Here is a 16,089-nt window from a genome sequence, read left to right on the forward strand (position 1 = left end):
TAAGTGAGGGGGACTTTAATACATGTTGGAATTCGACTTGGAAATGGATACACTAGCGCAGATAAAGGTTATCGGTGTCGGCGGTGGCGGTAGCAACGCCGTTAACCGTATGATCGAGGGCGGCATCCAGGGCGTGGAATTCATCGCTGTAAACACGGATTACCAGGCGCTGAATCTGTCAAAAGCGCAGCATAAGTTACAAATCGGCGCTAAACTAACACGAGGGCTTGGAGCAGGTGCAAACCCGGATGTCGGAAAGAAAGCGGCGGAGGAGAGCCGTGAACAGATTGAGCAAGCCTTGCGTGGAGCGGATCTTGTGTTCGTTACAGCAGGGATGGGTGGGGGAACTGGAACAGGTGCTGCGCCCGTTATCGCAGAAATCGCCAAAGAAATTGGCGCATTAACTGTAGGAGTTGTGACTCGTCCGTTTACGTTTGAAGGACGTAAACGCCAGGTACAAGCCGAACAAGGAATTTGTGGACTGAAAGAAAAAGTAGATACACTAATTGTGATTCCGAATGATCGTTTGTTGGAAATTGTCGATAAGAATACCCCGATGCTTGAAGCGTTCCGTGAAGCGGATAATGTGCTGCGTCAAGGGGTACAAGGCATCTCCGATTTGATTGCCGTTCCCGGTCTTATCAACTTGGACTTTGCCGATGTGAAGACCATTATGACAGAACGTGGTTCTGCGCTTATGGGAATCGGAATTGCTACGGGTGAGAGCCGGGCGGCCGAAGCGGCAAAGAAAGCGATCTGCAGCCCGCTGCTTGAAACGTCGATTGATGGTGCGCGCGGTGTATTGATGAATATTACCGGTGGTACAAATCTAAGCCTGTATGAAGTAAATGAAGCGGCTGATATTGTAGCTTCTGCTTCTGATGCGGAAGTAAATATGATCTTCGGTGCTGTGATTAATGAGAATTTGAAGGACGAAATTGTCGTTACTGTCATTGCGACTGGATTCGAAGAATCACAGCAGCAAATGGCACGCCATCCACAGATGGATACGGGGCGTGACAAGCAAATGGGTGTACAAAGCCCGAGAATGCCTCGTCGTGCAAGTCAGATAGAAACTGAACGGGAAATTGAAGAACCACAAATGCCATCCCGTCCGGAACCCCGCCAAGCTAACGGTGGGGGGCTAGATAACCTTGATATTCCGACTTTCCTGCGTAACCGTAGACGTAAAAAATAAACAAAGAAGCCCTGAGCGCTCCGCTCGGGGCTCTTTTTTATTGCAGTTTTTATTTCGGTCCAACAGGCAGTAAGACCTTCTGTTGATGGAAATCTCATTTTATTTTAGTATAATTATAGAACTTATGTTCGTGATTTGCAAGTCAGATGATGATGTCGTACATTGTCTAAATTTCCCCTCATATTTTGTCTTAATTTTTCATACGATTTAAGGACACTCCCATCTTTTTCTATGTGATAATAAGAGCACGGAAAAACGAAGGAAGGAGGCCTGGAACGGATGTGACAATGTATGCCGACGTCGTGTTTCTGACGAATGCCATTATTGATTATATGCTTCTGTATATAACCGGGCATATCTGCCGCCAGCCGCTGCGGAAACGAAGGCTTTTGCTCGCTTCTTTGGTTGGGGCCGCGTATACCGTTTTTTTATTTTTTCCGCCCTTATCTTTTGCATTTACTTTTTTGGCGAAATTTTTATTTTCTTGTTTTATGCTTTTGCTTGCATTTCGCTGGACAAGAATCTGGAATCATCTCCGGCTTCTTGGCGTATTTTACGCCGTTTCATTTTTTATTGGCGGAGGGCTTCTGGGAATTCATATGATGTTGAAAGAGAAGAGTGAATTTGTTAACGGTATTGTTGTTACACATACTGGCTCATCAGGAACAAATCCGACGCTTTGGTTCATTGTGATTGGTTTTCCTTTGCTATGGTGGTGTACACGCCGTGGCTACTATAGCCTTAAGGCTAGCCGTCAAGTCGATGTGCAGCATGTTCGCCTGGAAGTGGACGTGTTCGGTCATACCATTAGTTGCCAGGGGTTTATCGATACGGGAAACCGACTGTATGATCCGTTATCGCGTACGCCTGTCACTGTCATGGAAGCACAAGTCTGGGAAAACATCTTGCCTAAAGAGCTGATGCAGCAATTGGATGGGGAAATGCAAGGATATGAGCTGAATATCCCGGAAGAAGAGAGTCGTTGGCTTGAAAGAATGCGGTTCATTCCTTATCGTACTGTATCCAGTCAGGCCGGTTTTCTGGTTGCTATTCGCCCGGATGAAGTGCGCATATATGCGGAGGATAAAGCCTATCGTCTGACCCGAATGCTCATTGGATTGAGAACTGTGAGGCTTGCAGCCGACGGAAGTTATCGAGCGATTGTGCACCCATCAGCGATTGAAGAAAGGTATGAGATGGCCTCTTAATCGTTACTATTTTATTGAAAAGGAGTGATTGGATGATCGCAAAGCTACGCTTAATCGCTCAGTTATGGTGGTATCGACTGCTGATTCGCATTGGAGCAAAAGCGGAAGAAATCCATTATATTGGCGGTAGTGAAGCACTTCCCCCTCCACTTAATAGGGAAGAAGAAGAATACCTGCTAGGTCGTCTTCATACGAAAGATCCGGCTATTCGTTCTATTCTTATTGAGCGTAATCTGCGTCTCGTTGTCTATATTGCCCGTAAATTCGAGAACACAGGAATTAACATTGAGGACTTGGTAAGCATTGGGACGATTGGATTAATTAAAGCCGTAAACACCTTCGATCCGGAGAAAAAAATCAAACTGGCCACGTATGCCTCCCGCTGTATTGAGAATGAAATTCTTATGTTTTTGCGTCGTAACAGCAAAGTCAAATCTGAAGTTTCATTTGACGAACCGCTTAATATCGATTGGGATGGCAATGAATTACTGCTCTCTGATGTACTGGGAACTGAAAATGACATCATCTATCGCGATCTTGAAGAGCAGGTGGACAAAAAATTATTGTATAAGGCGCTCGATAAGTTATCAGAGAGAGAACGTGTAATTATGGAGATGCGCTTTGGTCTGAACGGAGAGGAAGAAAAAACACAAAAAGACGTCGCCGACATTCTAGGAATCTCCCAGTCTTACATCTCACGTCTGGAGAAACGTATTATTAAAAGGCTAAAGAAAGAGTTCAATAAAATGCTGTAAATCGCTTGAATTGCGTGATGATTCGAAAGCGAATGTCTCATAATAGTCACTGCATAATTTTTCCCTTCACGGAGATACTTATCAGTAACGCTGGCTCCTTCAGGAGGGAAAAATACGTGACACGCAATAAGGTAGAAATCTGCGGAGTGGATACTTCCAAGTTACCCGTACTGACCAATACGCAGATGCGGGAACTGTTTGTCCAACTGCAAAGCGGAGAGTACGCAGCAAGAGAGCAATTAGTAAATGGCAACTTACGCCTGGTGTTAAGTGTAATCCAGCGCTTTAACAATCGCGGAGAATATGTGGATGATTTGTTTCAGGTAGGATGTATCGGGCTAATGAAAGCCATCGACAATTTCGACTTAAGCCAGAATGTCAAATTCTCCACATATGCCGTTCCGATGATTATCGGAGAAATTCGCAGGTACCTCAGGGATAATAATCCCATCCGCGTCTCCCGTTCGTTACGAGACATTGCATACAAAGCGTTACAGGTGAGGGACACATTAACGAATAAAAATTCGCGTGAACCTACTATCATGGAAATTTCTGAAGAATTGAATGTGCCTAAAGAGGATGTGGTCTTTGCACTTGATGCCATCCAGGATCCGGTGTCGTTGTTTGAGCCGATATATCAGGATGGAGGCGATCCGATTTTTGTAATGGATCAAATTAGCGATGAGCGGAACCGTGATAGCCAGTGGACCGAAGAAATCGCACTTAAGGAAGCGATGCACCGACTAACGGACAGGGAAAAGCTGATCTTATCAATGCGTTTTTTTGAGGGCAAGACGCAGATGGAAGTGGCCGAAGAAATCGGAATTTCTCAGGCTCAAGTATCCAGGCTGGAGAAAGCGGCCATTTCACAAATGCATAAGCATGTACAATAGAATAAGTAGAAAAGATAACATGAAGCACAAGCGTCCATCTGATGATGGACGCTTGTTTTTATATAAAGAATCACAGTTACGGAGAAAATCGTTGACAGAAGCGAATGTGTTGTTTAATGTATTAAGTGTACTATATAAAATAATACACTTAATACATATAAGATTAAAGAAAGGAGGCGAAAAATTGATTACGATTAATGAACGAAGTGCGTTACCTATTTACGAGCAAATTATCCAGCAAATGAAAGAAGCGATTCTTAAAGGGATGCTGCAAGGAGGAGAAAAACTTCCATCCGTACGGGAGTTATCGGCCAGTCTTCTAGTGAACCCAAATACAGTCAGTAAAGCGTACCAAGAATTGGAGCGCCAAGGTGTAATCGAAACGCTGCGTGGCAAAGGAACGTTTGTCTCTAAAAGAACCTCGCCAAGGATGGAACAGGAGCGACTCGAACAGTTTCAAATGTCGCTCAGGCAACTGACAGTAGAAGCGTTTTATCTTGGAATTAGCATCGAGCAATTCAAGGATTGGGTGGATGAATATATGAGAGAACTAGGGAGGGATAAGGATGCTTAGTGTAAAACACTTGTCAAAAGAGATCGATGGCCGGCCCACATTATGCGAAGTTTCATTTGAAATTGAGCAGGGTTCGATTGTTGGACTGCTCGGACGCAACGGAGCCGGGAAAACAACGCTGCTACGAACGATGACAGGAATTTTGGATCCAGAGGAAGGATGCGTCGAGTTTGAGGGGAAGGATGTACACCGTTTTCCGGAATATAGACGTCAATTTGTGTATGTTCCCGACTCAACCGAAGTATTTGTTGGCTACACGCCTGATGAATGGGCGGATTTCTATGCAGCGATATATCCAGCATTTAATAAAGCATATTATGGTCAGCTTATGGAACGGTTCGAGTTGCCGCGCCGGAAAAAAATCAAACACTTCTCTAAGGGAATGAAGGCACTTACTGCAATGATTATGGCATTCTCTGCACGGGTGAGACTTATCTTGCTCGACGAACCGACAAACGGACTCGACCCGATTGTGAAGAAGCAGGTACTTGCCTACCTAGTGGAAGAAGTAGCGGAAACAGGTGTGTCACTCATTATTTCCTCGCATCATCTGGAAGAAATTGAGCGTATTGCCGATACGGTCATCTGGCTGAAGAACGGACGAGTAGAAGAGGTAACGGTGCTTGAACAATTAAAAAATTCGTTACATAAATTGCAGATTGTATTTAAAGACGAAGCACCTGCTGCTTTGCTTGAAATGCCGAATGTGAGAGTAATTAGTAAAGTGGGACGCGTATATACGGTTTTAATTGAAGAAAGCGGAACAGATACAGTGCGTCTATTTGAAGTGGAGCAGCCGCTCCTGCTCGAGAAGATGCCGATCCGACTTGAAGATGTATACGTCTTTAAATTAGGAGGAGAGAGACATGTTTAAGCATGCATTATGGAAGAAGGAGTATCGGCAGGCGAAATTGCTGCTTTGGTTAATTCCTATTGTCTGCCTGCTATTTATGGGAGTGGCGCGAGGATTTCTTATCTGGAATTGGCTTACATACTATGAACATACGTATAACCATGATGTAAGTGCGGAGTCGTTCTACGCCGCGACAGAAGGGTTGTTTTTCATGCGCAATGTTGTTCTCGCCCTACTGATGGTCATATTGGCTGCTTCGCTTATCGGGGTGGAGCGGCGAAATTTACAAAATGATTTTACGTTTTCGTTGCCGTTTTCGAGAGCGCATGTGTTTTTGATCAAGTGGGGGATTGGTGTTGTCTTTCTTGCAGGAGCGCTTTTAGGTAATACAATCATCGATGTTCTTATTATATTGTTCTCTCCTTTTGCCGATCATTTGAACGGATTCTATCACATAAAAGATGTAGTTTTTACTGTCATTATTATAACGGGAATTTATACATTTGCATTGTTTATAGGGACGATTACAGGAAGCGCAGCGGCGCAAACGATTTTAACGGGAATTCTCAGCGTCTTCCCGCTTGGATTTATGGCCATTGTTATGTTCTTTGTTTATGTAAATCTCGGAAGAGACATAGGTAATATATTTAATTTACCTATTTTTAAACTAGTGATTGACTTTACTTTATTTTTCCACGTGGTGGGGGGAAGAGAGATAGTCGCGGGCGAGTATATTCACATATGGGGGCCGCTATCGTATATCGTGGTGTTTTTGCCTCTCGGACTGTATTGCTACCGGAACAATCGACTAGAGTACAATGGATGCATCATTTTATTTCCGCAGCTACAGACTGCATTCAAAGCTGGCGTTGCCTTATGTTTTGCCTTATCTCTCGGGATGTTTTTAACGGTGCTGACTGTTCCTGATCTTGATAGTAATCGGACAACGTTACTTTTACCATATTATCTAGGATTTATTGGGGGCGGATTGGTAACACTAGTACTAATGCGAAAAATAATGAAAATCCGTTTCAAAGTATAGACGATAGAGAGACAACTATAAAGAAAAGCTGCCCAGCGTTATGCGTAGGGCAGCTTTTCCTTTGAGGATTATCTTCCTAAATACTTATTATAGATTTCGTCGTATTTGCCGTTTTCTTTTACAGCGGTAAGACCTTTATTAAGTTTATCGAGCAGCTCTTTGTTCCCTTTCTTCACAGCGATACCGTATTGCTCCTGCTTGGCGGATGTATCTTCAATAATGTTTACATTATCAAGCTTTAGTTGCTCCATAAATTTCTTCACTACGGCATTATCAGCGACTACAGCATCGATACGGCCGTTTTTCATATCTTCGATAGCACCTGCTACTTCTTCGAAGCCTTTCAGGCCACTGTATCCTTTACCAAGATGTTCTTCCACGAGAAATTGTCCGGTCGTTCCGGATTGCACACCGATTTTTTTGCCTTTCAAATCAGCGACTTTATTTACGGCAGGAGCGTCTTTTTTCATAAGAATAACTTGTTTCGCAGTGAAGTACGGCGTAGTAAAATCAAATGATTTTTTGCGATCATCTGTAATTGTAATGCCTGCAATTCCTACATCGACAGAGCCGTCCTCAAGTCCGGCCATCATTGCATCCCATCCAGTGTGTTTAACTTGAACCTCGATATTTTGCGTTTCGGCAATCGCTTTAATTAAGTCAATATCGAAGCCCTCAGGATCCCCTGTCGGAGACATGGATTCAAACGGCGGGAAGGAAGCGTCGGTTCCGACCGTGATTTTTTTTCCGCTTACGGATGTGCTTCCTTCTTTTGCTCCGCCTCCGCATCCAGCAAGAGCAAAGACAAACAGACATGCAAGAAACAACAATGAGAATTTCTTTTTCATGTGTATGTTGACCTCCATTGCTTAGTAACCATATTGTTTATTCATAAACATACGCGAATAAGTATACAACCGAGTGCTTATTCTGACAAGTCCCGAAAATATAAGAGGACCTTTTAGGACATTTCTCCAGATTCCTTCATATACTGATACAAGCGGGCCGTTATTGCAGTATCAAACGGTATGTGTGTAAAAAGTGAGGTGAACAGGAGATGGTCAAAGTTTCGGAATTTCAGGAGAAAGATGTGGTAAATATATTAGATGGAAAAAACCTGGGACAGGTGACTGACTTGGAAATCAACCTTCAGGCAGGACGAGTGGAAGCAATTGTCGTGCCGGGTAAGGGAAACGGAAAATTCTTTGGTTTCTTTGGCGGAGGGGAAGACATTACTATCCCGTGGCGTAATATCGTCAAAATCGGCAGAGATGTCATTCTTGTTCGTTTGGATGATATGATGCCATTTACAAAACCGGAAGCTGCAGAAGGAGGGTATCGTCCCTAACACCCGCGTTCCTTTCTTTCTTTTCTTATAGGAAAGAGAATGGTAAGATTCTTATGAGGAGGGAAGAGAATGGAACCATTTATCATGCGGGAGCGGGAGTTCATGCTGCATCTTGAAAGCTGGGAACGCAGGTGGCCTCAGCTTGTGGCCGGTTTTTCCACGCGGAAGGGCGGAGCGAGTCAGAATTCGTTCGCTAGTTTCAATTGTGGACTGCATGTAGGCGATACCGCAGAGCATGTGATTGAGAATAGACGAAAGCTTGCTTGTGAGAATGGATTTTCCTACACGGCTTTTACGTGCGCGGATCAGGTGCACGGAAACGGGATTCATATTATTGCGGAAGAAGATATAGGTGCAGGCAGAGCGGCGCATGATGAAGCGATTGTGGAGACAGATGGATTGCTTACAGACAAACCGAATGTTTTTCTGGCGTCTTTCTATGCTGATTGTGTCCCTCTCTTCTTCTACGCACCGGGCGCGCAGGTTCTCGGGGTAGCCCATGCCGGATGGCGGGGGACAGTGGCGCGCATCGGTCCCGGAATGGTACAGGTGATGAAGCAGACGTGGAATATCGCTCCAGAAGACATCTATGCCGCCATTGGTCCATCCATTGGATCATGCTGTTATGAAGTGAATGATATGGTGTCGGATCGGGTGAAAGAGGCGGTGGGAGATAAAGCCTCATGCGTTCTGAAACCAGGAACTGAAGCTGGAAAATATATGTTGAATTTACAAGAAACAAATCGAATTTTGCTTGAGGAGGCAGGAATTTTGCCTGCACATATCGAAGTGAGTCATTTATGTACAAGTTGTCGAACGGACTTGTTCTTCTCTCATCGGAAAGAAAATGGAAAGACAGGTCGGATGGCAGCTTTTATCGCATTGAAAGAGGGGTAAGGAAAGACGTTGTCATATATTACAGAGAATTTGCGACAAGTACAAGCAACCATTCAATCTAGCTGTGAACGAGCAGGGCGCTCTTCGTCAGAAGTGCAAATCGTGGCGGTAACTAAATATGTATCGTTAGAAACGACACGCGCAGCACTTGAGGCAGGCATCCGCCATATCGGCGAGAGCCGTACGCAGGATGCTGTGCCTAAGTGGGAAGCACTCAGCGAGGAGATGGCCATGTGGCATTTTATTGGCCACCTGCAAACAAATAAAGTGCGGGATATGATTGGTCGTTTTGCATATGTTCATTCGCTTGATCGTCTGTCCTTAGCGAAGGAATTGAACAAGCGTGGCGAACAGCATGATATTGCGACCCGCTGTATGGTTCAGGTTAACATCTCAGGTGAAGAGACCAAGCATGGTCTTACACCTCAGGAGGTACCGGACTTTCTTGCAGCTATTCATGATATGCCTCACATCAAGGCGAACGGTTTCATGACAATGGCGCCGTATGTGGAAAATCCGGAAGAGGTGAGATGGGTTTTTCAGAAACTTCGTGAGCTTCGCGAACGTATGCAAGAGCAGTATCCGAATCTCCCACTTGAACATTTGAGCATGGGCATGTCGAACGATTATCATATTGCTGTGGAAGAAGGAGCTACGTTTATTCGGTTAGGATCTACGTTGGTTGGTGACGAACGAAATTGAGATTATTTATGTAAGGAGAGCGATGTACATGGGCGTCGTTAACAAAATCAAGGAGTTTTTAGGGCTTGGTGGCGATGCGGAATATTATGAAGAAGAAGTCATCGACGAACGTACGGAGTATGAAGAAGAGGAAGATTCGTACGTTAAGCCGCGCAAAAACCGTCAGGGTAATAATGTCGTCAGCCTGCATGCCGTCAAAGAACAGACGCCCCGTGTCATGCTAGTGGAGCCGAAATCTTATGAAGAGGTTCAAGAGATTGCGGACCACCTTTGCTCCAGACGAGGTGTCGTCATTAATTTGCAGCGTGTCCCAGCAGAACAGGCAAAGCGGATTATCGACTTTTTGGGCGGTACGGTGTACGCTATTAACGGAACGATTCAGCGTATTGGGCATAAGACGTTTTTGTGCCTGCCTGAGAATATGGAGATGCAGGGCAATATTACAGAAATGATGTTTGATGACAGAGGTTAAGCAGCCGAGGTGAAAAAATGGGTCAACTTTTTGGGATTATTGAATTTGCATTCAATGTTTATTATTACATGATCATTATTTATATTTTAATGTCATGGCTTCCCCAATTACGCGAGACATCGTTTGGGGAAATGCTGGGCCGGTTGGTGGAACCATATCTACAGATTTTCCGCCGCTTTATTCCGCCCCTTGGCATGATTGACATCTCGCCGATTGTTGCGTTGTTTGCTTTGCATTTTGCACGAATCGGACTTTTCAGTATCCTGTCTTCACTGGTGTAATCCAATGGATTTGCATCAGCATTTCCGGCGGGATGAGCATCCGTTCGTGGAACGGGTGCTGGAGTGGACAAGCCGTGTTAGCGACCGGTACGAAGTCATTCGTACGGATTTTCTTGATCCGCGTCAGGCATTTATTTTACAGGCGCTAGCAGGCCGGGGAGCCGGCGTATATTTTGCATCATGTGGCGGATATGAAGGGGCTGAGCGCGTACGCGGAATCCTCCATCCCGAGTATATGGAACCGGAGCGAGAGGAGTTTGGGTTAAAGCTGCTTGAAGTGAAAGGCAGCAATGAGTTTCTTTCGCTTGAGCATCGCGATTATCTTGGTTCGCTTCTCGGTCTAGGTATAAAAAGAGAAAAATTTGGAGATATACTTGTCCATAAGGACAGCGCACAACTTATCGTTGCAGAAGAAATCGCTGAGTATGTGCGTTTACATATGACTCAGGTCCACCGGATTCATGTTACGGTGGAGTCCAGACCGCTTGATGAGGTGATTGTACCTAGGCAGTCGTTTCGTCCACTTTCGTTTACCGTACAATCGCCGAGACTTGACGCCGTGATTGGAGACGTGTACCGTCTTTCACGGGCAAAAGTCATTGCTCCGATTCAGAACGGAAGGGCGAAGGTAAACTGGCGTGAGGTCAATGATCCTTCATTTCGGCTTGAAGAAGGAGATGTCGTCTCGTTCAAAGGACTTGGTAGGTTTAAGGTGACCGAGATTGGCGGAGAAACGAAAAAAGGACGAATAAAAATGGAAGTTGCAGTTTTTGATTGAGTCATTGCTTGCTATATCCATAGTGCGGTTTGTAAGATTTGTCTCGCCTTAATGGGCAGTAATCCCCTACCTCAAGACTTGGAGAAATCGAGGAAGTATAGGTGAAGGATAAACTGCCCCTAAAGGCCCGATAAGTTCAACTAACACTCAGTGGGGGACGTACGAACCCCCCCACTGAGTGAAGTTTCACTTTATAGGAGGTGGATCGGTGTGTCGTTAACACCATTGGATATTCATAATAAAGAATTTAGCCGCGTATTCCGCGGATATGATGAAGATCAAGTAAATGAGTTTCTTGATCAGATTATTAAAGAGTTTGATATTATGCTGAAAGAAAAGCGTCAGCTCGAAGAGAGGGTTGCTACGCTGAACGAGAAGCTCTCACAATTCGCCAATATTGAAGAGACATTGAAGAAGTCGCTTATAATGGCGCAAGAGACGGCGGATGAATTAAAATCCAACGCACGTAAAGAGGCACAGCTTATCATTAAGGAAGCCGAGAAGAACGCGGATCGACTGATTAACGAGGCGCTTGCAAAATCACGCAAACTCGTCTCTGAAATCGATGAGCTTAAACGCCGAGCTTCCGTGTACCGCATGCGTTTCCGCTCTATCTTGGAAGCGCAGCTGGAAATGCTTGAGAACGGCGATTGGGAGAACTTCGAGAAAATCGAGGAAGACCTCGCCAAAAATATGACAGAGTAACACCGTATGCTACCCGTGTTAGTTGACGTTGGGACAATAACTGGTCTATAATTCTTAAGATAACCAGGTTTCTTCAAAAGGGATATTTAGTAGCCTTCTCGTCCCGTTTAGATGGGTTGGGAAGGCTATTTTGCTATTTAGTATACTCACTGTGGGAGATGAAACGAGGATGGATTACAGTAAAACTCTGAAACTGCCAAAGACAGATTTCCCGATGCGGGGAGGTCTGCCGACTCGTGAGCCTGAGATGCAGGCCCGATGGGAAGAGAACAATATCTATAAAAAAGTACAAGCTCGTACTAACGGGCGCCCTAAATTCATTTTGCATGACGGACCACCATATGCTAACGGTGATATTCATATTGGGCACGCGCTGAATAAAGTGTTGAAAGATTTTATCGTTCGCTCCAAGTCGATGTCAGGCTTTGATGCACCGTATGTCCCAGGCTGGGATACACATGGTCTTCCGATAGAGCATGCCATTATTAAAAACGAAAAAATCGACCGTCATAAAGTTGGCGTCGTTGAATTTCGTGAGCGTTGCGCGGATTATGCCTATAAATATGTTGATAAGCAAAGAGATCAGTTTAAACGTCTCGGTGTACGCGGTGACTGGGATAACCCATACATTACGCTGAAGCCTGAATATGAGGCGCGTCAGGTTAAAATCTTTGGAGAGATGGCGAAAAAAGGTTATATCTACAAAGGCCTTAAAGCTGTGTACTGGTCTCCTTCATCTGAGACAGCGCTGGCAGAAGCCGAAATTGAATATAAAGATAAGCGTTCTGCTTCGATTTATGTGGCGTTCCCGGTTATCGAGGGGAACGGAAAACTGACGGAAGGCGACAAAGTCGTTATCTGGACGACCACACCGTGGACCATTCCTGCCAACCTAGCGATCGCTGCCCATCCTGAGCTGGAATATTCCCTCATTAAAACAGAAGGGGAAAAGTTCCTAATTGCTTCCGGTTTGTTGGAAAATGTGGCGCAAACGATCGGATGGGAAACGTATGAGGTTGTAGCTGAATATAAAGGTGCTGAGCTGGAAGGTGTCGTATGTCGTCACCCGCTCTATGATCGTACATCTCCGGTTTTGCCGGGCGAGCACGTTACGCTTGATGCCGGTACCGGTTGTGTTCATACTGCTCCAGGACACGGGGAGGATGACTTCTATCTTGGACAGAAGTACGGACTTGATGTTTTATGCCCGGTAGATGGCAAGGGAATCATGACGAAGGAAGCGCCAGGCTTTGAGGGCGTATTCTATGATGACGCCAACAAGCTGATTACCGAAAAGCTAAAAGAAGCGGGTGCTCTTCTGCATATGAATTTTATTACGCACTCGTACCCGCATGATTGGCGTTCAAAGCAGCCGATTATTTTCCGTGCGACTGAGCAGTGGTTTGCATCCATAGACGGCTTCCGTCAGGAAATGCTTGCAGCGATTAAGGACGTGAAATGGATGCCTCACTGGGGCGAACAGCGTCTACATAATATGATCGCCGATCGTGGAGATTGGTGCATCTCCCGCCAGCGTGTCTGGGGTGTTCCGATTCCAATCTTCTACTGTCTCGATTGCAATGAGGCGTTGATTAATGACGATACGATTAACCATGTTTCTGATTTATTCCGCCGCGAAGGATCTTCTGTCTGGTTCGCGAAGGAAACGAAAGAACTGCTACCGGAAGGGATGGTGTGCCAGCATTGTGGCGGCAAACACTTCCGCAAAGAGACGGACATTATGGATGTATGGTTCGACTCCGGCTCCAGCCATGAAGCAGTATTGCGTGAGCGTGAAGATCTGGCATGGCCGGCTGATTTGTATTTAGAAGGATCCGATCAGTACCGTGGTTGGTTCAACTCATCATTGTCGACTGCGGTAGCTGTATACGGACGCGCGCCGTACAAAGCAGTATTAAGCCATGGCTTTACGCTGGACGGAGAAGGACGTAAAATGTCCAAATCTCTCGGCAATGTTATCGTGCCAAAGAAGATTATGGATCAACTCGGTGCAGATATATTGCGCCTGTGGGTAGCATCCGTTGATTACCAATCAGATGTACGCATATCTGACGCCATTTTGAAGCAAATTGCAGAAGCGTACCGCAAAATTCGTAACACATTCCGCTTCTTGCTCGGCAATCTGGAAGGGTTCGATCCGAAGGCGGATCGCTTACCGTACGAACAACTCGATGAACTGGACCGCTATATGGTGTTGAAAAATCAGAAAATGATTCAGAAGGTACGCACAGCGTACAAAGAGTATCAGTTCCATACGGTATACAACACAATTCATAATTTCTGCTCGCTTGAGCTTAGTTCATTCTATCTTGACATTTCTAAGGACCGCTTGTATGCAGATGCAGAGAAGTCGCTACGTCGTCGTTCAGCACAGACAGTTATGTATGATATTCTTCTGGATCTTGTCCGGTTGGTTGCTCCTATCATTCCACATACGGCGGATGAAGTATGGAACTACATCCCGGGCACAGACGTTGAAAGCGTACAGTTGACGGATATGCCTGAGGCTGATGCGAAACAATTGGATGAAGCGCTTGAGGCGAAGTGGGACCGTCTGGTGGAAATTCGTGATGAAGTGAACAAAGCGCTTGAGGAAGCGCGTCGTGAGAAAATCATCGGTCAATCACTCTCTGCTTCCGTAGCGATTTATCCAGGTGAAGAGGCAGAAAAAGCGTTGAAAGAAGCGGAAGAGCGTTTAAAAGAACTGTTTATCGCTTCGCATGTAATGCTTTATCCTTCCTCCGAGAAGTCGCCAGAGGATGCTGTACAGCTTGAAGGGCTTGCGGTTGTGGTGAAACCGGCGGAAGGCGAGAAATGCGAACGTTGCTGGATTATCACGCCTGAAGTAGGAATCGATGCTGACCATCCAACATTGTGCTCGCGCTGCGCAACGGTTGTTAAACAGGAAGTAAACGCGTAGCGACGCGCGGAGGCGGGAGGAAATCTTTTGATTTATTATTATGTGATTGCACTTCTTGTGTTCTTTGCCGATCGCATAACGAAATGGCTGGTCGTGACCTATATGGAGTTTGGCCAGTCCATCCCCTTGTGGGAAGGGGTATTCCATCTAACTTCTCACAGGAATAGGGGAGCGGCTTTCGGGATTTTACAGAACCAGCGCGGCTTCTTTATTGTAATTACCATAGCGATTATCGTCGGGATTATATGGTATTTATGGAAGACGCATAGAGAGAGTAAACTTGTCTCCTTAGCACTGGCGCTTATTCTCGGCGGCGCGGTTGGCAATTTCTATGACCGTGTGCTGACGGGAGAAGTGGTCGACTTTTTTGATTTTACGTTAATTAACTTCCCGATTTTTAATATAGCCGATTCGGCGATTGTCATTGGTGTCGGTTTATTTGTAATCGACGGCATCCGGGAGTTATTGATGAACGGACGGGATCGCAAATATGAATAACGAAGAACGTTATGAACACCACGATTGGATGGTAGAGCCCGAAGATATTGGAGAACGCGTGGACAAGTTCCTAGCCACTGTACAGGAAGACTGGTCCCGTAGTCAACTTCAGGGCTGGATTAAAGATGGATTGCTTATGGTAAACGGCAAACCGGTTAAAGGCAACTACCGCCTGCAGGAAGATGACGAAATAACGCTGACGGTGCCTCCGGCGCGTGAAGTCGATATTCAGCCGGAGAACATTCCGCTCGACGTCGTATATGAAGATGGTGACGTTATTGTAGTGAACAAGCAACGTGGGTTGGTCGTTCATCCGGCACCGGGTCATTATTCTGGTACATTGGTCAATGCGCTGCTGTATCATTGCCGGGATTTATCAGGCATTAACGGTGTACTTCGTCCTGGTATCGTGCACCGAATTGATAAAGATACATCTGGTTTGCTAATGGCGGCCAAAAATGACAAAGCACATGAGTCGCTAGCGAATCAATTGAAAGCTCATACGGTTACCCGTCGCTATATTGCACTTGTGCACGGGGTCATCTCACATGAAAAAGGAACCATTGATGCGCCGATTGGCCGTGATCCGAAGAACCGTCAGCAAATGGCGGTCGTATTTGAAAACAGCAAGCCTGCCATCTCGCACTTTGTTGTGCTGGAGCGGTTTAAAGAGCATACGCTTGTTGAAATGAAACTGGAAACCGGACGGACGCATCAAATTCGTGTGCATATGAAGTATATCGGACATCCGTTGGTCGGTGATCCGAAATACGGGCCGAAGAATCTATTTTCTATTGAAGGACAGGCGCTGCATGCGAAAACGCTCGGGTTCGATCATCCTGCAACAGGAGAGCATTTGGAGTTCCATGCACAACTGCCGGATGATATGGAAGCGATTCTGGCCCGGCTTAGACTGGAATAAATGTATCCTATGCAAAGCAGGA

General features: G+C 45.6%; 18 protein-coding genes. 17 read left to right on the forward strand and 1 reads right to left on the reverse strand.

Annotated elements, in window-relative coordinates:
* Positions 1 to 22 precede the first annotated feature (22 nt).
* From ftsZ to AF333_RS09530, 7 genes are all read left to right on the forward strand, one after another.
* A complete protein-coding gene (gene ftsZ, locus AF333_RS09500; protein ID WP_043066068.1) occupies positions 23 to 1,198 on the forward strand; it encodes a cell division protein FtsZ in 1,176 nt (391 codons plus the stop codon).
* Between the two features lie 287 nt (positions 1,199 to 1,485).
* Positions 1,486 to 2,406, forward strand: a complete 921-nt coding sequence (spoIIGA, locus tag AF333_RS09505; protein ID WP_053432675.1) for a sigma-E processing peptidase SpoIIGA — start codon at positions 1,486 to 1,488, stop codon at positions 2,404 to 2,406.
* A 32-nt stretch (positions 2,407 to 2,438) separates the two neighbouring features.
* Complete coding sequence (gene sigE, locus AF333_RS09510) at positions 2,439 to 3,161, forward strand: RNA polymerase sporulation sigma factor SigE (protein WP_043066066.1); 723 nt, start codon at positions 2,439 to 2,441, stop codon at positions 3,159 to 3,161.
* A gap of 116 nt (positions 3,162 to 3,277) precedes the next feature.
* The gene (gene sigG, locus AF333_RS09515; RefSeq protein ID WP_040304859.1) at positions 3,278 to 4,054 is read left to right on the forward strand and encodes an RNA polymerase sporulation sigma factor SigG; all 777 of its coding nucleotides are present in this window, start codon (positions 3,278 to 3,280) and stop codon (positions 4,052 to 4,054) included.
* Positions 4,055 to 4,238: 184 nt separating this feature from the next.
* Positions 4,239 to 4,628: a GntR family transcriptional regulator gene (locus AF333_RS09520; protein WP_043066065.1), complete on the forward strand. Its 390-nt coding sequence runs from the start codon at positions 4,239 to 4,241 to the stop codon at positions 4,626 to 4,628.
* The gene (locus tag AF333_RS09525; RefSeq protein ID WP_043066064.1) at positions 4,621 to 5,502 is read left to right on the forward strand and encodes an ABC transporter ATP-binding protein; all 882 of its coding nucleotides are present in this window, start codon (positions 4,621 to 4,623) and stop codon (positions 5,500 to 5,502) included. The genes AF333_RS09520 and AF333_RS09525 overlap by 8 nt, the downstream gene beginning before the upstream one ends.
* Complete coding sequence (locus tag AF333_RS09530; RefSeq protein WP_043066063.1) at positions 5,495 to 6,523, forward strand: hypothetical protein; 1,029 nt, start codon at positions 5,495 to 5,497, stop codon at positions 6,521 to 6,523. Before AF333_RS09525 ends, AF333_RS09530 begins: the two co-directional genes overlap by 8 nt.
* A gap of 68 nt (positions 6,524 to 6,591) precedes the next feature.
* Here AF333_RS09530 and AF333_RS09535 read toward each other — a convergent pair whose 3' ends face one another.
* Positions 6,592 to 7,371 (reverse strand): basic amino acid ABC transporter substrate-binding protein, encoded by a 780-nt coding sequence (locus AF333_RS09535; RefSeq protein ID WP_052520821.1) that lies wholly within the window; start codon positions 7,369 to 7,371, stop codon positions 6,592 to 6,594.
* A gap of 209 nt (positions 7,372 to 7,580) precedes the next feature.
* Between AF333_RS09535 and AF333_RS09540 the strand changes: the two genes are divergently transcribed.
* From AF333_RS09540 to AF333_RS09585, 10 genes are all read left to right on the forward strand, one after another.
* The gene (locus tag AF333_RS09540) at positions 7,581 to 7,871 is read left to right on the forward strand and encodes a YlmC/YmxH family sporulation protein (RefSeq protein WP_043066061.1); all 291 of its coding nucleotides are present in this window, start codon (positions 7,581 to 7,583) and stop codon (positions 7,869 to 7,871) included.
* Between the two features lie 69 nt (positions 7,872 to 7,940).
* On the forward strand, positions 7,941 to 8,768 hold the full coding sequence (pgeF, locus tag AF333_RS09545; RefSeq protein ID WP_043066060.1) for a peptidoglycan editing factor PgeF: 828 nt from the start codon (positions 7,941 to 7,943) through the stop codon (positions 8,766 to 8,768).
* Between the two features lie 9 nt (positions 8,769 to 8,777).
* A complete protein-coding gene (locus AF333_RS09550) occupies positions 8,778 to 9,470 on the forward strand; it encodes a YggS family pyridoxal phosphate-dependent enzyme (RefSeq protein ID WP_235356083.1) in 693 nt (230 codons plus the stop codon).
* A gap of 28 nt (positions 9,471 to 9,498) precedes the next feature.
* Positions 9,499 to 9,942 (forward strand): cell division protein SepF, encoded by a 444-nt coding sequence (locus tag AF333_RS09555; RefSeq protein WP_043066059.1) that lies wholly within the window; start codon positions 9,499 to 9,501, stop codon positions 9,940 to 9,942.
* Between the two features lie 17 nt (positions 9,943 to 9,959).
* The gene (locus tag AF333_RS09560) at positions 9,960 to 10,223 is read left to right on the forward strand and encodes a YggT family protein (RefSeq protein ID WP_043066058.1); all 264 of its coding nucleotides are present in this window, start codon (positions 9,960 to 9,962) and stop codon (positions 10,221 to 10,223) included.
* Positions 10,224 to 10,233: 10 nt separating this feature from the next.
* The gene (locus AF333_RS09565) at positions 10,234 to 11,001 is read left to right on the forward strand and encodes a YlmH family RNA-binding protein (RefSeq protein WP_407638637.1); all 768 of its coding nucleotides are present in this window, start codon (positions 10,234 to 10,236) and stop codon (positions 10,999 to 11,001) included.
* Between the two features lie 210 nt (positions 11,002 to 11,211).
* Complete coding sequence (locus AF333_RS09570) at positions 11,212 to 11,706, forward strand: DivIVA domain-containing protein (RefSeq protein ID WP_043066056.1); 495 nt, start codon at positions 11,212 to 11,214, stop codon at positions 11,704 to 11,706.
* Between the two features lie 169 nt (positions 11,707 to 11,875).
* Positions 11,876 to 14,647, forward strand: a complete 2,772-nt coding sequence (gene ileS / locus AF333_RS09575; protein WP_043066055.1) for an isoleucine--tRNA ligase — start codon at positions 11,876 to 11,878, stop codon at positions 14,645 to 14,647.
* A 30-nt stretch (positions 14,648 to 14,677) separates the two neighbouring features.
* Positions 14,678 to 15,145, forward strand: coding sequence for a signal peptidase II (gene lspA, locus AF333_RS09580; RefSeq protein WP_043066186.1), 468 nt, complete (start codon positions 14,678 to 14,680; stop codon positions 15,143 to 15,145).
* A complete protein-coding gene (locus AF333_RS09585) occupies positions 15,138 to 16,067 on the forward strand; it encodes an RluA family pseudouridine synthase (RefSeq protein WP_043066054.1) in 930 nt (309 codons plus the stop codon). The genes lspA and AF333_RS09585 overlap by 8 nt, the downstream gene beginning before the upstream one ends.
* Positions 16,068 to 16,089: the final 22 nt, after the last annotated feature.

Origin of the sequence: Aneurinibacillus migulanus (assembly GCF_001274715.1) — a bacterium.
Lineage (GTDB): Bacteria > Bacillota > Bacilli > Aneurinibacillales > Aneurinibacillaceae > Aneurinibacillus > Aneurinibacillus migulanus.